General features: G+C 69.3%; 9 protein-coding genes. 6 read left to right on the forward strand and 3 right to left on the reverse strand.

The window, feature by feature from the left end; all coding sequences use genetic code 11:
• Positions 1-49: 49 nt before the first annotated feature.
• Positions 50-952 (reverse strand): LysR family transcriptional regulator, encoded by a 903-nt coding sequence (locus tag U5809_RS02170; protein WP_322085294.1) that lies wholly within the window; start codon positions 950-952, stop codon positions 50-52.
• A gap of 158 nt (positions 953-1,110) precedes the next feature.
• Here U5809_RS02170 and U5809_RS02175 point away from each other — a divergent pair, with 158 nt between their 5' ends.
• Complete coding sequence (locus U5809_RS02175; RefSeq protein ID WP_322085295.1) at positions 1,111-1,887, forward strand: glucose 1-dehydrogenase; 777 nt, start codon at positions 1,111-1,113, stop codon at positions 1,885-1,887.
• 28 nt (positions 1,888-1,915) lie between these two features.
• Here U5809_RS02175 and U5809_RS02180 read toward each other — a convergent pair whose 3' ends face one another.
• The gene (locus U5809_RS02180) at positions 1,916-3,112 is read right to left on the reverse strand and encodes a sugar transporter (RefSeq protein WP_322085296.1); all 1,197 of its coding nucleotides are present in this window, start codon (positions 3,110-3,112) and stop codon (positions 1,916-1,918) included.
• 228 nt (positions 3,113-3,340) lie between these two features.
• Between U5809_RS02180 and U5809_RS02185 the strand changes: the two genes are divergently transcribed.
• Positions 3,341-4,015, forward strand: a complete 675-nt coding sequence (locus U5809_RS02185) for an HAD family hydrolase (protein ID WP_176051047.1) — start codon at positions 3,341-3,343, stop codon at positions 4,013-4,015.
• Positions 4,016-4,265: 250 nt separating this feature from the next.
• Here the strand turns inward: U5809_RS02185 and U5809_RS02195 are convergent, their stop codons facing one another.
• A complete protein-coding gene (locus tag U5809_RS02195; protein WP_322085297.1) occupies positions 4,266-4,508 on the reverse strand; it encodes a DUF6566 family protein in 243 nt (80 codons plus the stop codon).
• A gap of 348 nt (positions 4,509-4,856) precedes the next feature.
• Here U5809_RS02195 and U5809_RS02200 point away from each other — a divergent pair, with 348 nt between their 5' ends.
• The 4 genes from U5809_RS02200 to glgB all read left to right on the forward strand — a co-directional run bounded on the left by U5809_RS02200 (position 4,857) and on the right by glgB (position 14,499).
• On the forward strand, positions 4,857-5,345 hold the full coding sequence (locus U5809_RS02200) for a phage protein NinX family protein (RefSeq protein WP_322085298.1): 489 nt from the start codon (positions 4,857-4,859) through the stop codon (positions 5,343-5,345).
• Positions 5,346-5,492: 147 nt separating this feature from the next.
• Positions 5,493-8,885 carry a maltotransferase domain-containing protein gene (locus U5809_RS02205; protein WP_322085299.1) on the forward strand — a complete coding sequence of 1,131 codons (3,393 nt, stop codon included), beginning with the start codon at positions 5,493-5,495 and terminating at the stop codon, positions 8,883-8,885.
• On the forward strand, positions 8,885-12,295 hold the full coding sequence (treS, locus tag U5809_RS02210) for a maltose alpha-D-glucosyltransferase (protein ID WP_322085445.1): 3,411 nt from the start codon (positions 8,885-8,887) through the stop codon (positions 12,293-12,295). The genes U5809_RS02205 and treS overlap by 1 nt, the downstream gene beginning before the upstream one ends.
• Positions 12,292-14,499, forward strand: coding sequence for a 1,4-alpha-glucan branching protein GlgB (glgB, locus tag U5809_RS02215; RefSeq protein WP_322085300.1), 2,208 nt, complete (start codon positions 12,292-12,294; stop codon positions 14,497-14,499). The genes treS and glgB overlap by 4 nt, the downstream gene beginning before the upstream one ends.
• Positions 14,500-14,511: the final 12 nt, after the last annotated feature.

Here is a 14,511-nt window from a genome sequence, read left to right on the forward strand (position 1 = left end):
ATCGCCCTGCCATGACTGGATTGGCTGCCGGACCTTCCGGCCGCCTCGCCTACCCTCGCGACGTTGCGTGCGCGAGCTTCGCCACCAGTTCGTCGTACACCACCCGGATACGCCGCGGCATCGGGCCTCGCCGCGGCCGATACACGTGCAGCTTCCACGGCTCGGGTTCGAGGCCCGGCAACACCCGCACCAGACGCCCCTTCTGCACGTACGGCCTGACCAGGTACTCCGAGCACTGCCCGAACCCCACTCCGGCGCACACGGCCTCGATCTCCACCTCGGTATCGTCCGTCAGATAGGCCGGCGACGACGGGACGAAGTGTTGCTCTCCGCGAAAGATCCATGGCCACGCACGGCCGCTCGCGCGGTCGATCAGGCACGTCGCCGGCATCGCTTCGAGTTCCTTGCGGTTCCTCGGCTCGCCCAGCCGCTCGATCAGCGACGGCGCACCCACGACCCACATCGGCAACGGCCCGACCATGCGCGCGACGAAACGGTTGTCTCCGATCGCCCCGACGCGCACGCCGATGTCGATCTGTTCGTCAACCACCGGCGACGGCACGTCCGACAGCCGCAGGTCGGGCACGAGGCCCGGATACCGCTGCATCAGGTCGGTCAGGACCGGCTGCACGTAATGACGTCCCATGCCCGACGGCGCCGTGATCCTGACGATACCGGCCGGTTCGTCGAACTGGCCGGCCGCGGGGCCGAACAGCCCGTCGACGGTGGCAAGCGCCGCCTGCGCATCGCGTGCGAACGACTGGCCGAACGCGGTGATCCGGATGCTGCGGGTCGTCCGGTGAAACAGCGTTTCGCCGAGCATCTCCTCCAGTTCGCGCACCGCGCGCGTCACGACCTGCGGCGACACGCCGAGACGCGCCGCCGCCTCGCGGAACGTGGGCGCCGCGGCAGTCGCGGCAAAGACCTTGAGGAGATCGAGTCGGTTGAGCATGGCGAACCCTTCTGACGTTCCCGGAGCAACGCGTTTAATTCCGGAATCAGGAATTCTGAATGCGTGATTGTTCCATTTTATTGCGATGGTCGAGCGACCACAATGAGCACCAGACGTCGCATTGACGTGGATGGTCAACCCCTCAGGAGCAACGCATCATGAACGCAAGCACGCAAACCGCTCAACTCTCCGGCCGCGTCGCCGTGGTGACGGGCGCCAGCTCCGGCATCGGCCGTGCGTCGGCGATCGAACTCGCGCGACGCGGCGCGAAGGTCGTCGTCAGCGCCCGGCGCAAGACCGAACTCGATCGACTGGTCGACGAGATCGTGACGGCCGGCGGCGAAGCCCGCGCATTCGCCGCGGACGTCGCGAACGAAGACGATCTGCGCAAGCTCTTCGATTTCACGGTATCGACCTACGGTCGCCTCGACATCGCGTTCAACAATGCCGGCACGGAAGGCGTGTTCGCGCCGCTTCTCGAGCAGAATGCCGAGACTTTCGACAAGGTGTTCGAGCCGAATGTGCGCGGGGTCTTCAATTCGATGAAGTACGCGGCCGAAATCATGCTGCGACAGGGGTCGGGCAGCATCATCAACAACGCGTCGATGGGCGGCCTGATCGGCTTCGAGAATGCGTCGGTCTATATCGCGAGCAAGCACGCGGTGATCGGGATGACGAAGACGGCGTCGATCGAGTGGTTCAAGCGCGGCGTCCGCGTCAACGCGCTGTGCCCGGGGTTGATCGAAACGCCGTTCCATCATCGCGGCATCTGGCCGTCGGATGACGCACAACAGGCGTTTGCCGCGTCGACCCCGGCCGGGCGGTGGGGCTCCGCCGAGGAAATGGCAACGATCGTCGCGTTCCTCGCGTCGGACGATTCCAGCTATGTGTCGGGGCATGCGCTCGTGGCCGACGGCGGCTATTCGGTTGCATGACACGCCTGGCGCGATCCGCGGCGCGGCTTCACGTCGCCGCGGCCGCCGCCTCCCGTTTCGCGTGAAGCCGTAGCGCGAGCCACGCGATCCCGACCGCGCACGCGCCGACTACACCGCCGAACGTGCCGACCCACGGCAGCCCGTAGTCGCCGGCGATATGGTTGCCGATCAGCGCGCCCGCGCCGATGCCGACGTTGTACAGCCCGGAGAAAATCGACACCGCGAGGTCGGTCGCCTCCGGTGCCAGCTTCAGCACCCATGCCTGCATCGCGAGGCCGAAGCAGACGATCGCCCCGCCCCAGACCAGCGTATGAACGGACAGCGTGACGATGTTCAGCGCGCACGGGAACAGGATCAGCAGGCAGCCCGACAGCGCGACGATCGACGCCAGCAGGAATTTGTCGGGCTCGCGCGGGTACACGCGATTGAAGCAGATCGCGGCCGGCAGGCCGGCGACGCCGAACAGGATCAGCACGTACGTGATCCGGCTGCTGCTCGCGTGGTTCACGCTCTGGACGAACGGCTCGATATACGTGTACGACGTGAAGTGCGCCGACACGACCAGTACGGTGATCGCATAGAGCGCCACCAGTGCCGGCTTGCGCAGGAACACGCCTATGCTGCTCAGCGACCCGGCGCCCTGGCTCGGCAAGACCGGCAACGCGGCGCGCAGCAACAGCGCCGCACCGCCCGCGGCGCCCGCGATGATCAGGAACGTGACGCGCCAGCCGAACGCCTCGCCGATCACGCGCCCGAGCGGAATGCCGGCGACCATCGCGATCGCCGAGCCCATCGCGATCAGGCTCAGCGCACGGCTTTTGCGGTCGCTCGGCGCGAGCCGCACCGCGAGCGGGACGGAAATCGACCAGAACACCGCGTGTGCACACGCGATGCCGAGCCGGCCGATCATCAGCACCGAGAAATTCCATGCAACGCCGGTCACGATATGGCTGCCGATGAACACCATCAACGCACCGACCAGCAGCTTGCGCCGCTCGACGTGCCGCGTGACGAACGTCAGCGGCAGCGACACGACCGCAACGGCCCACGCGTAGATCGTCAGCATCAGGCCGACGGCGGTCGGCTGCATCTGCAGGCTGTCGCCGATCGCGCTGAGCAGCGCGACCGGCACGAATTCGGTGGTGTTGAAGATGAAGGCGGTGAGTGCCAGGGCCAGTACGCCCCACCACGAGTGCCTGGAACTGATGGCGTCCGGTGTTGCCATGCGTGGAATCGACGAGACGAGGGTTGGGGGCGCGTACGGTGCGTATGGCGCGGACCCGATGAGGAAGGCCCGGCGCGGCACATCGGCGCGATTGTACCAGCGGCACATGACACGACGCGGCACGGCGCGGCGGCGGGACATGGCGATGACACGGCCATGCGCCGATAATGTGTCGACCAGCCTTCTCGCGGACACTTCGCCCGATTGTCACCGGACCAGGAGATTCACATGCGCATTGAAACGTCATTTCTGTTCGATCTCGACGGCACGCTCGTCGACAGCGTCTATCAGCACGTGCTCGCATGGAAGGAGGCGCTCGATGCCGAGGGCATCGAACTGTCGGTGTGGCGCATCCACCGCAAGATCGGGATGAGCGGCGGCCTGTTCCTGAATCAGCTGCTGCGCGAGACGGCGGGCGACATCGACGCCGAGCGCGTCGAGCGGCTCGCGCGGCTACATGCGGCCGCCTACCAGCGGCTGCGCGCGCAGGTGCGTCCGCTGCCGGGCGCGCGTGAACTGCTGGCCGCGCTGTCGAGCGCGGGCATCCGCTGGGCGATCGCCACCAGCGGGCGGATGGAAACGGCCGCCATCAATCTCGAGGCACTCGGTGTCGATCCGGCGAAGCAGGTGGTCGTCACGCGCGACCAGGTCAAGTATGCGAAGCCGGACCCCGACCTGTTCCTGACCGCGGCCGCGCAACTGAACGTGCCGATCGAACACACGGTCGTGGTCGGCGACAGTATCTGGGACATGCTCGCCGCCGCCCGCTGCCGTGCGCTCGGCGTCGGGCTGCTGTCGGGCGGCTACGGCAGCGACGAACTGGAACGCGCCGGGGCACTGCGCGTGTACGACGACCCGGCCGATCTGCTGTGGCATCTCGACGAGATTGCCGCGCGGCCGTAGGCACTACACCGTTCGCCGCACCAGCGTCGTCCGAATCTCCGAAGTCGCCTTCGTCGGATTCAGCCGCTTCGGACGCACGTCGGTGCAGCTCATGATCGTCCCGCGCCGGAACAGCCGATAAGGGTCTCCGAGCCAGGTACGCGATCACGGTCGTAGCGGTAAAGACGCAGGGTGCGCGGATCGCTCATCGACTCCCCCGGCGCGGGACGGCATGCGGAAACGGAGACTGTCGCCGCATGCGCCATGCCGGTCAGTCGTCGTCCACGCGCTTGTCGATCAGGTAACGGCCACGCTCGACACCCGCTCGCAGCGCCTCGACTTCGGTCAACCATTCGGGGCCGGCCTGCTCCGGCACGACCAGCTCGATGCGTGCACCGTCGACAAACACCTGCACCTCGTCGCGCCAAGCGCCGCTTTCATCACGCCGCGCCCAGACGAGGATCTCGTGGCCGCGATACGGGTCCCGAACCTGCGCATCCTGTTGATGTTGCACGGTGGCCTCCTGTCCTTATCTGCGATTCCGCTGCAAAAAATGCGCACCGCATGATCGCCGCGCGCGCCGGCGGCCATGTGCGCACGCGCCGTGCCCGGCCGACACGCGGTTTTCGTCGCTTTTGTGCATCGAATTTCGTGCATCGAATCGCCGCCGGGCCGCCTCGCGCTGGCCGGAAGGCGTGCACATCGCGATCGGCCGCCTCGAACTGCCTGGCCGCCTGCTGCTCGCCGCGCCACAGCGCGCGGGCGCGGCACGCGTCCGACCACGATCCGCTGGTTGCACGGATACGCGCGACGGGTACATCGCTTGCGCATCGAATCCTTTCACGATTCGACGGAGCGACCCATGCAAACCGGCGCCCTCGACGGAAAGGACCTCGATTACTGGTGCGCCCGCGCACTGTGCGCGGATGACGAAGACACGCTGTGCTTCACGGCCGTCGCGCCGAGCGTCGTCGTGACGGCCGCCTGCGACGCGTTCCGGCACCTCGATGCCCAGTTTGCGCCGTCGACGTCATGGGCCGACGCAGGCGCGGTGCTCGATCGTGTCGGCGACCTGCGGATCACCCGCCACGGCAACGACGTCGAATGCGACGCGACCTTCGTCGACGGCCCGTCGACCTGCGGCGCACACGGCCGCGATGCGCGCGTGGCACTGCTGCGCGCCTTCGTGCGCACGCGCTTCGGCGACGAGGTCGACGCCCCGCCGCCGTTCGCGCATCGGATCGAACACGGCGTCGTGGTGCGCTACGACCCCGGCGCGCCGCTGCCCGAAACGGATGACGAGCGAGCCGCGGACGACAGCACGGATATCCGCTCGATACCGCGGATGTGAGTACGCGCCGCTGCCACGGCCGTGTAAAAACGACAGTCCCCATTCGCAGTACCCGGCCCGGCCGTTGCCGCACGGCACGCCACGCGGCGGGCACACGCGTTGCGGCGCATGAGGGTCACCGATCGCCGCCACCCGCCTGCGCACGCCATGGACTCCACGCCGACCTTCGCTCCGCACCTCTATTTCTGCGACGCCCGCCTCGTCGGGCCGCTCGACGCGTGGCCGCCGACATTCGCGCATATCGCGGGCATGGGCTTCGATCAGGTGCTCGTCGGCGCCTTCTGGGCCGCGAGCGTTGCCGGCTTTCCGCGCCACGTGGCCGATTTCAGGCGGCCGGCCCAACCGTTCGCGACGCGCGCGAGCGCACTCGAAACCTTCTCGCGCCTGGCGCAGCTCGCGCAGGGCCACGGACTGCGCCTGCTGCTCGAAGTCGTGCCCGACCGCATCGCGCGCGACAATCCGCTGCGCGCCGAGCATCCTGACTGGTACGTCGAGCGCACGCACGACGACGCGCTGATCGACCCGCGCGGCACCGCGCACGCGCTGGATATCGCGCACGCGAACGTCGGCGACGAAGCGGCGCGCGACGCGCTGTCGGCATGGTGGTGCGCGCACCTCGCCACGTTCGCCGATGCAGGTGCGGCCGGCTTCCTGATCGACGCGCCGCATCATCTGCCGGCCGACTGGTGGCCGGGCTGGCGCGCGGCGCTGCGCCGCGCCCGCCCGGACGTCGCGGTGCTCGCGCGCGTGCCCGGCCATGCGCGCGACGCCCTCGCGCAGCTCGAGGGCGCGGGGTTCGACGCGGTGTTTTCATCGGTGCGCTGGTGGGATCTGCGCGCGCCGTGGTTCGCGGACGAACACCGGCTGCTGCGGCGCATCGGCTCGCCGATCGCGTTTCCCGATGCACCGGATGGCCCACGTCTCGCCGACGACTGGCCCGATGCGCCGGACGACACCGTCGCCCGCGCGTATCGCCGCGCGCTGTGGACGGCCGCGGCCGTCGGCACCGGCTGGCTCGTGCCGATGGGTTTCGAGCGCGGCGTCGCGGTGCCGCTGATGGCGCGCGATGCCGAACCCGGGCGCTACCGCGCCGCGTTCGACTACGGCCGTTTCGACCTGTCGGGCGCGATCGCCGATGCAAACGCATGGCGTCGCGCGACGCCGGTGGCGGCCACGCGTGGCGAAATCGCGCAACTGAGTGCGCCGGGGGCGGCCGCCACCGTGCTGCTGCGTGGCACCGGCCCGTCGCTCGAACACGACGAAGCGGCGCTGCTGATCGCGCTGAATCCCGACCTCGACGCGCCGGCGACGGTCGACCCCGCGACGATCCTGCCCGGTGTGCCCGGCGGCTTCACGCGTGTCGTCACGCAGGATGGCACGCAAACGCATCCGCCGGCCACGCTCGCACCGTTCACGCTCGAACCCGGCGCCTACGCACTGCTGCACGCGTGGCAGGCGCCGCCCGTCACGATCCGCCCCGATGCCGCGCGCGAGCGCGGTGCGCTGTCTGCCGCGCTTGTGGCCGACCGGATCGCGATCGAGCGCGTCGAGCCGTCGGTCGACGGCGGCCGCTTCGCGGTCAAACGCGTGATCGGCGAGACGCTCGTCGTGCGCGCGTCGATCTTCTCGGACGGGCACGCACATCTGGCAGCCGCGCTGCAGTGGCGCGCGGACGACGACGACACATGGCGCGAAGTGCCGTTCGAAGCCGAACCGAACGACCGCTGGCACGCGCGCGTCGGGCTCGACCGGCTCGGCCGCCACGTTTTTCGCGTGATCGCGTGGCGCGACGACTGGGCCACACTCGTCAACGACGTCACGAAGAAGCACGCAGCCGGCCAGGACGTGACGCTCGAACTGCGCGAGGCGCACCTGCTGCTCGCGGCCGCGCTCAAGCTTGCGGATCCAGCCGACCCGCGCGCGGTCCCGCAGATGGAACGCCTCGTCGCCGAGTTCAAGGATGCGCCAGCCGATGCGCGACTCGCGCTGCTCGGCGCGCCGCTGCTCGCCGACGCGTTCGCCGCGCTGCGCTACCGCCCGTTCGTCACGCATGACGAAACGAACTATCCGGTCGACGTCGAGCGCCGCGCGGCACGCTTTTCGAGCTGGTATGAGATGTTTCCCCGGTCGGCAAGCGACGACCCGCAGCGGCACGGCACGTTCGACGACGTAATTGCGCATTTGCCGCGCATCCGCGACCTGGGTTTCGACGTGCTGTATTTCCCGCCGATCCACCCGATCGGCACGGCCGCGCGCAAGGGGCGCAACAACAGCCTGAAGGCCGGCCCCGACGATGTCGGCAGCCCGTATGCGATCGGCTCGCCCGACGGCGGCCACACGGCCGTGCATCCGCAACTCGGCACGCTCGAATCGTTCCGCACGCTGGTCGATGCGGCACGCGATCACGGGCTCGAAATCGCGCTCGACTTCGCGATCCAGTGCTCGCCCGACCATCCGTGGCTCGCCGCGCATCCGGGCTGGTTCGCATGGCGGCCCGACGGCTCGCTGCGCTTCGCGGAGAATCCGCCGAAGCGCTACCAGGACATCGTGAACCCCGATTTCTACGCACCGGACGCGCTGCCCGACCTGTGGCTCGCGCTGCGCGACGCGGTGCTGTTCTGGGTCGATGCAGGCGTGCGGATCTTCCGCGTCGACAACCCGCACACGAAGCCGCTGCCGTTCTGGGCGTGGATGATCGACGACGTGCGCGGCCGGCATCCGGACGTCGTGTTCCTGTCGGAGGCGTTTACGCGGCCGGGGATGATGTATCGCCTCGCCAAAATCGGCTTCTCGCAGTCGTACACGTACTTCACGTGGCGCGAATCGAAGCGCGAATTCATCGACTACCTGACCGAGCTGACGGCCGGCCCCGCGCGCGAGTTCTTCCGCCCGAACTTCTTCGTCAACACACCCGACATCAACCCGCGCCACCTGCAGAACGCGCCGCGCGCGCAGTTCGTGATCCGCGCGGCGCTCGCCGCGACGCTGGCCGGTTCGTGGGGCATGTACTCGGGCTTCGAACTCGGTGAATCGGCGCCGCTGCCGGACAGCGAGGAATACGCAAACGCAGAGAAGTACGAACTGCGCGCGCGCGACTGGAGCAACGCCGGCCATATCGGCACCGAAATCGCGCGGCTGAACCGCGCGCGCCGCGACCACCCCGCGCTGCAGACGCATCTCGGCCTCACGTTCATCGATGCGGACAACGACACCGTGCTCGTGTTCGTCAAGGCGACGCCGGCGTTCGACAGCGTGGTCGTCGTCGCGATCAGCCTCGATCCGTGGCATCCGCAGGCCGCGAACTTCACGCTCGACGCGGCGCTGTGGCGCGGTCTCGGGCTCGCCGACGGCGAACCGCTCGACGCACTCGAACAGGATGCCGCGCATGCGCAAACGTGGCGCGGGCATCGTCAGTACGTGTCGCTCGATCCGCACGTGCGGCCCTACGCAATCTGGCGGCTCGCGCCGTCGCCGGACGCCGCGCGGGCGGCGGCGCCCGCACCGGACGACGCCCGACACTCCCCGGGAGCCCACGGATGATGAAACGCGAAGATTCCCTCGACGACGTGCGCCGCGCGCAGTTCGCTTCGCTCGCGCCGGCCGGCACGCCGCGCCGGCGCCGCGCGCGCCGCCGCGCCCCCGCGCTCTGTGCGGACGATCCGCTGTGGTACAAGGACGCGATCATCTACCAGGTGCACGTGAAGTCGTTCTACGACTCGAACAACGACGGCATCGGCGATTTTCCCGGCCTGATCGCGAAGCTCGACTACATCGCCGAACTCGGCGTCGACACGATCTGGCTGCTGCCGTTCTACCCGTCGCCGCGCCGCGACGACGGCTACGACATCGCCGACTACCGCGACGTGCATCCCGACTACGGCACGCTGGCCGACGTGCGGCGCTTCATCCGCGAAGCGCATGCGCGCGGCATCCGCGTGATCGCCGAACTGGTGATCAACCATACGTCGGACCAGCATCCGTGGTTCCAGCGCGCGCGCCGCGCGAAACCGGGTTCCAATCACCGCGACTACTACGTGTGGTCCGACACCGACACGAAATACGCGGGCACGCGGATCATCTTCCTCGATACGGAAACGTCGAACTGGACCCACGACCCGCTCGCCGGCCAGTACTACTGGCATCGCTTCTATTCGCACCAGCCCGACCTGAACTTCGACAACCCGGCCGTCGTACGCGAAGTGATGCAGGTGATGCGTTTCTGGCTCGACCTCGGCATCGACGGGCTGCGGCTCGACGCAGTGCCGTATCTCGTCGCGCGTGAAGGCACGAGCAACGAGAACCTCCCCGAGACGCACGCGATCCTGAAGCGGATCCGCGCGACGATCGACGCCGAGTACCCGAACCGGATGCTGCTCGCCGAAGCGAACCAGTGGCCGGAAGACGTGCAGGAATATTTCGGCGACGAGGACGAATGCCACATGGCGTTCCACTTCCCGCTGATGCCGCGCATCTACATGTCGATCGCGAGCGAGGACCGATTCCCGATCGTCGACATCATGCGGCAGACACCGGCGCTCGCGCCGAGCAACCAGTGGGCCGTGTTCCTGCGCAATCACGACGAACTGACGCTCGAGATGGTCACCGACTCCGAGCGCGACCTGCTGTGGCAGACCTACGCGAGCGACCGGCGCGCGCGGATCAATCTCGGGATCCGGCGCCGGCTCGCGCCGCTGATGGAACGCGACCGGCGCCGCATCGAGCTGATCAACTCGCTGCTGCTGTCGATGCCCGGCACGCCGGTGATCTACTACGGCGACGAGCTCGGCATGGGCGACAACATCCACCTCGGCGACCGCGACGGCGTGCGCACGCCGATGCAGTGGTCGTCGGACCGCAACGGCGGCTTCTCGCGCGCCGATCCGGAGCTGCTCGTGCTGCCGCCGGTGATGGGCTCGCTGTACGGCTATGACGCGGTCAATGTCGAAGCGCAGACGCGCGACCCGCATTCGCTGCTGAACTGGACACGCCGCATTCTCGCGACACGCCGCGCATCGCAGGCGTTCGGGCGCGGCACGATCCGCTTCCTGCGTCCGGAGAACCGCAAGGTGCTCGCGTACCTGCGCGAGCTGGACGGCCATGAGCCGCTGCTGTGCGTCGCCAACCTGTCGCGCGCATCGCAGGCCGTCGAGCTCGACCTGTCCGAATTCGCGGGCCGCGTGCCGATCGAAATGACGTCCGATTCGCCGTTTCCGCCGGTCGGCCAGCTCCCGTATCTCCTCACCTTTCCGCCGTACGGATTCCTGTGGTTCGTGCTCGCCGAGCATGGCCGCGAGCCGTCGTGGCGGCAACCGCATGCCGAGCCGCTGCCCGAATACGTGACGCTCGTGATGCGGCGCGGCGACACACGGCCGGACCTCGCTCAGCTGCATGCGCTCGCGCACGACGCGCTCGCTTCGTGGCTCGCGCGGCGGCGCTGGTTCGCGTCGAAGGATCGTGCCATCGGCGACGCGTGGCTGAATGTGGTCACGCCAGTGCCGGGCGAACCCTTCCAGTATGCGGAGGCCTGGGTGTCCGAGAGCGACGGCGGCGTCGAACGCTACGTCGTGCCGCTCGCGGCCGCGTGGGGCGGCGAGACCTCGCAGCCGCTGTTCGCGCAGCTCGCGCTCGCGCGCGTGCGGCGCGGCCACACGGTCGGGTACCTGACCGACGCGTTCGCGCTACCGGCATTCGCACGCGGGATGCTGCGCAAGCTGCGCGACGGCGCGACGGTGCCGACCGCCGACGGCGGCCGGCTCACCTTTCTGCCGGAAGACGCGCTCGCCGCGCTCGATCCCGGCGACGACGCGGAGGTGCGCTGGCTCGCGGCCGAGCAGAGCAACAGCTCGCTCGTGATCGACGACGCGATCGTGCTGAAGCTGGTGCGCAAGGTCGCGCACGGCATTCACCCGGAAGCGGAAATGAGCCGGCACCTGACCCGGATCGGTTATGCAAACACCGCGACACTCGCGGGTGAAGTCGTACACGTCGACCCCGACGGGTCGCCGCACACGGTCGCGATCCTGCAGCGTTATGTCGACAACCAGGGCGACGCATGGACGCGCTCGTTCGACTTCCTGCGGCGTGCAGTCGACGAGCTTGCGCTGCCGGCCGCGGACGACGACGAACCGGCCGACGCAGCCGACGAACCCGATGCGCTGCTCGGTTATGCGGCGTTCGCGGGCATCATCGGCACGCGGCTGGGCCAGTTGCACGTCGCGCTCGCGCAGCCGTCCGGCGATCCCGCGTTCGCACCGGAGCAGGCCACGCCCGACCACGTCGACGGCTGGTGCGCGGACGCGATCGCGTCGTTCGAGCGCGCGCTCGACGTGCTGCATACGCGGCTCGACGCGCTCGACCCCGCGATGCGCGCAGCGGCCGACACGCTGCTCGCGTCGCGCGACGCCGCCGTGCAGGCACTCGGCGAACTCGTGCCGCGCACGCTCGACGCGCAATGCATGCGGATTCACGGCGATTTCCATCTCGGCCAGGTGCTCGACGTGCAGGGCGACGTGCTGCTGATCGACTTCGAGGGCGAACCGGCGCGCCCGCTCGCGCACCGCCGCGCGAAGTCGCATCCGCTGCGCGACGTGGCCGGCCTGCTGCGCTCGCTGTCATACGTAAGTGCGACCGCGCAGTTCGCGATCGAGAAGGCGCCGCCGCAGGCGGCCGGCCGCAAGCGTGCGCTGTTCGACCGTTTCGGACAGGCGGCCGCCGACCGCTTCGTCGACTGCTATCGCGCGGCCGCCGACCTCGCACCCGCGCGCTTCGTCGATCCGCGCTACGCAGACCGCCTGCTCGCGCTGTTCCTGATCGACAAGGCGTCGTACGAGCTGTGCTACGAAGCCGCGAACCGGCCCGACTGGCTGAGCGTGCCGGTCGGCGGGCTCGCGGCGCTCGTCGAACGCCTGCTCGACGGCGGCGGCACATCCGACGACGGAGGCACGCCATGACCGACACGCTGTTCGAACGATCCGACATCGACGCGCTGCTCGCCGGACGTCATCCCGATCCGTTCGCGTGTCTCGGCCCGCACGGACAGACCGGCCGGACCGTCGTGCGCGCACTGCTGCCCGGCGCGACCAGCGTGCACGCGCTGTCGCCGGACGGCGCCGACCTCGGCACGCTCGCATGCGTCGATCGCGCCGGCTGCTTCGCGGGAACGATCGCGCGCAACGGCGGCGCCCCCCACTACCTGCTCGCGGTCGACTGGCCGGACGCGCGGCAGGTGATCGACGATGCGTACGCGTTCGGCGCGCTGCTCGACGACGCGGCGCTTGCGCGCCTCTCGTCCGGCGACCCGGCTGCCGTGCTCGACTGCCTCGGCGCGACGCCTGCTCGCATCGAAGACACCGACGGCGTGCGCTTCGCGGTCTGGGCGCCCAATGCGCAGCGGGTGTCGGTGGTCGGCGACTTCAACGCGTGGGACGGCCGCCGCCATCCGATGCGGCTGCGCCGGCCGTCGGGCGTGTGGGAGCTGTTCGTGCCGGGCATCGGCGCGGGCGAATGCTACAAGTACGAGTTGCTCACTGCGGACGGGCGCGTGCTGCCGCACAAGGCCGATCCGTGCGCACGCGCGACCGAAGCACCGCCGCACACGGCGTCCGTCGTCGCCGACGTCGCGGCGCTCGACGCCTTTGCGTGGCACGACGACGGCTGGATGCACGCGCGGCCGCGCGCCGACCGCTACCGCGTGCCGTGGTCGATCTACGAGGTGCACGCGGAATCGTGGCAGCGTGTGCCCGACGAGATGAACCGCAGCGCGACGTGGGACGAACTCGCCGAGCGGCTGATTCCGTACGTGCAGGGGATGGGCTTCACGCACGTCGAATTCATGCCGATCGCCGAATACCCGTTCGGCGGCTCGTGGGGCTATCAGCCGCTTGCGCAGTTCGCGCCATCCGCGCGCTTCGGCCCGGTCGACGGTTTCGCGCGGTTCGTCGACCGAGCGCATGCGGCCGGCATCGGCGTGATCGTCGACTGGGTGCCCGCGCATTTCCCCGACGATCCGCACGGCCTCGCGCGGTTCGACGGCACCGCGCTGTACGAGCACGCCGACCCGCGCGAAGGGCTGCATCCCGACTGGCACACCTGCGTGTTCAACGTGGGGCGCACGGAAGTCGGCGCGTTCCTCGCCGCGTCGGCGCTCGCGTGGGCACGCCGCTTTCACGTCGACGGCATCCGCGTCGACGCGGTCGCGTCGATGCTGTACCGCGACTATTCGCGCAAGGAAGGCGAATGGGTGCCGAACGTGCACGGCGGCCGCGAGAACCTCGAATCGGTCGCGTTCCTGCGCCTGCTGAACGACACGCTGCACGGTGCGGCCGCGCCGGCCGGCGTCGTCACCGTCGCGGAGGAATCGACCGCGTGGCCCGGCGTCACCGCGCCGACCGGCGATGGCGGGCTCGGCTTCGACTTCAAGTGGAACATGGGGTGGATGCACGACACGCTCGCCTACCTGCACGAAGACCCGATCCACCGTCGGTATCACCACGACCGGATGACGTTCGGGCTCGTCTACGCATTCTCGGAGCGCTTCGTGCTGCCGCTGTCGCACGACGAAGTCGTGCACGGCAAGGGCTCGCTCGTCGCGAAGATGCCGGGCGACGCGTGGCAGCGGCTCGCGACACTGCGCGCGTACTTCGGCTTCATGTGGGCGCACCCGGGCAAGAAGCTGCTGTTCATGGGCAGCGAGTTCGCGCAATGGGCCGAGTTCGCGCACGATGCGACGCCGCACTGGGATCTGCTCGACGCGCCCGCCCATCGCGGCGTGCAGCGGCTCGTGCGCGACCTGAACCGTACCTACGCGGCCGAACCGGCGCTGCATGCGCTCGACTGCCACGCGGCCGGCTTCGCCTGGCTGATCGGCGACGACCGTGCCAACAGCGTGTTCGCGTTCGCGCGCCGCGACGACGCCGGGCACCTGGTCGTGGCCGTCTGCAACTTCACGCCCGTGCCGCGCGCCGGCTACCGCCTCGGGCTGCCCGCGCCCGGCCACTGGCGCGAACTGATGAACACCGATGCCGCGCCGTACGGCGGCACCAACGCCGGCAACGACGGCGCCGTATGGGCCGAAGCCGTGCCCGCGCACGGCGAAGCGTGGTCGGCGCTGCTGCGCCTGCCGCCGCTCGCGACGCTGTGGCTGACCCCTGCCTGATTTCCCGCGCCC

Origin of the sequence: Burkholderia sp. BCC1999 (assembly GCF_905339975.1) — a bacterium.
In the GTDB taxonomy this organism is placed as follows: domain Bacteria; phylum Pseudomonadota; class Gammaproteobacteria; order Burkholderiales; family Burkholderiaceae; genus Burkholderia.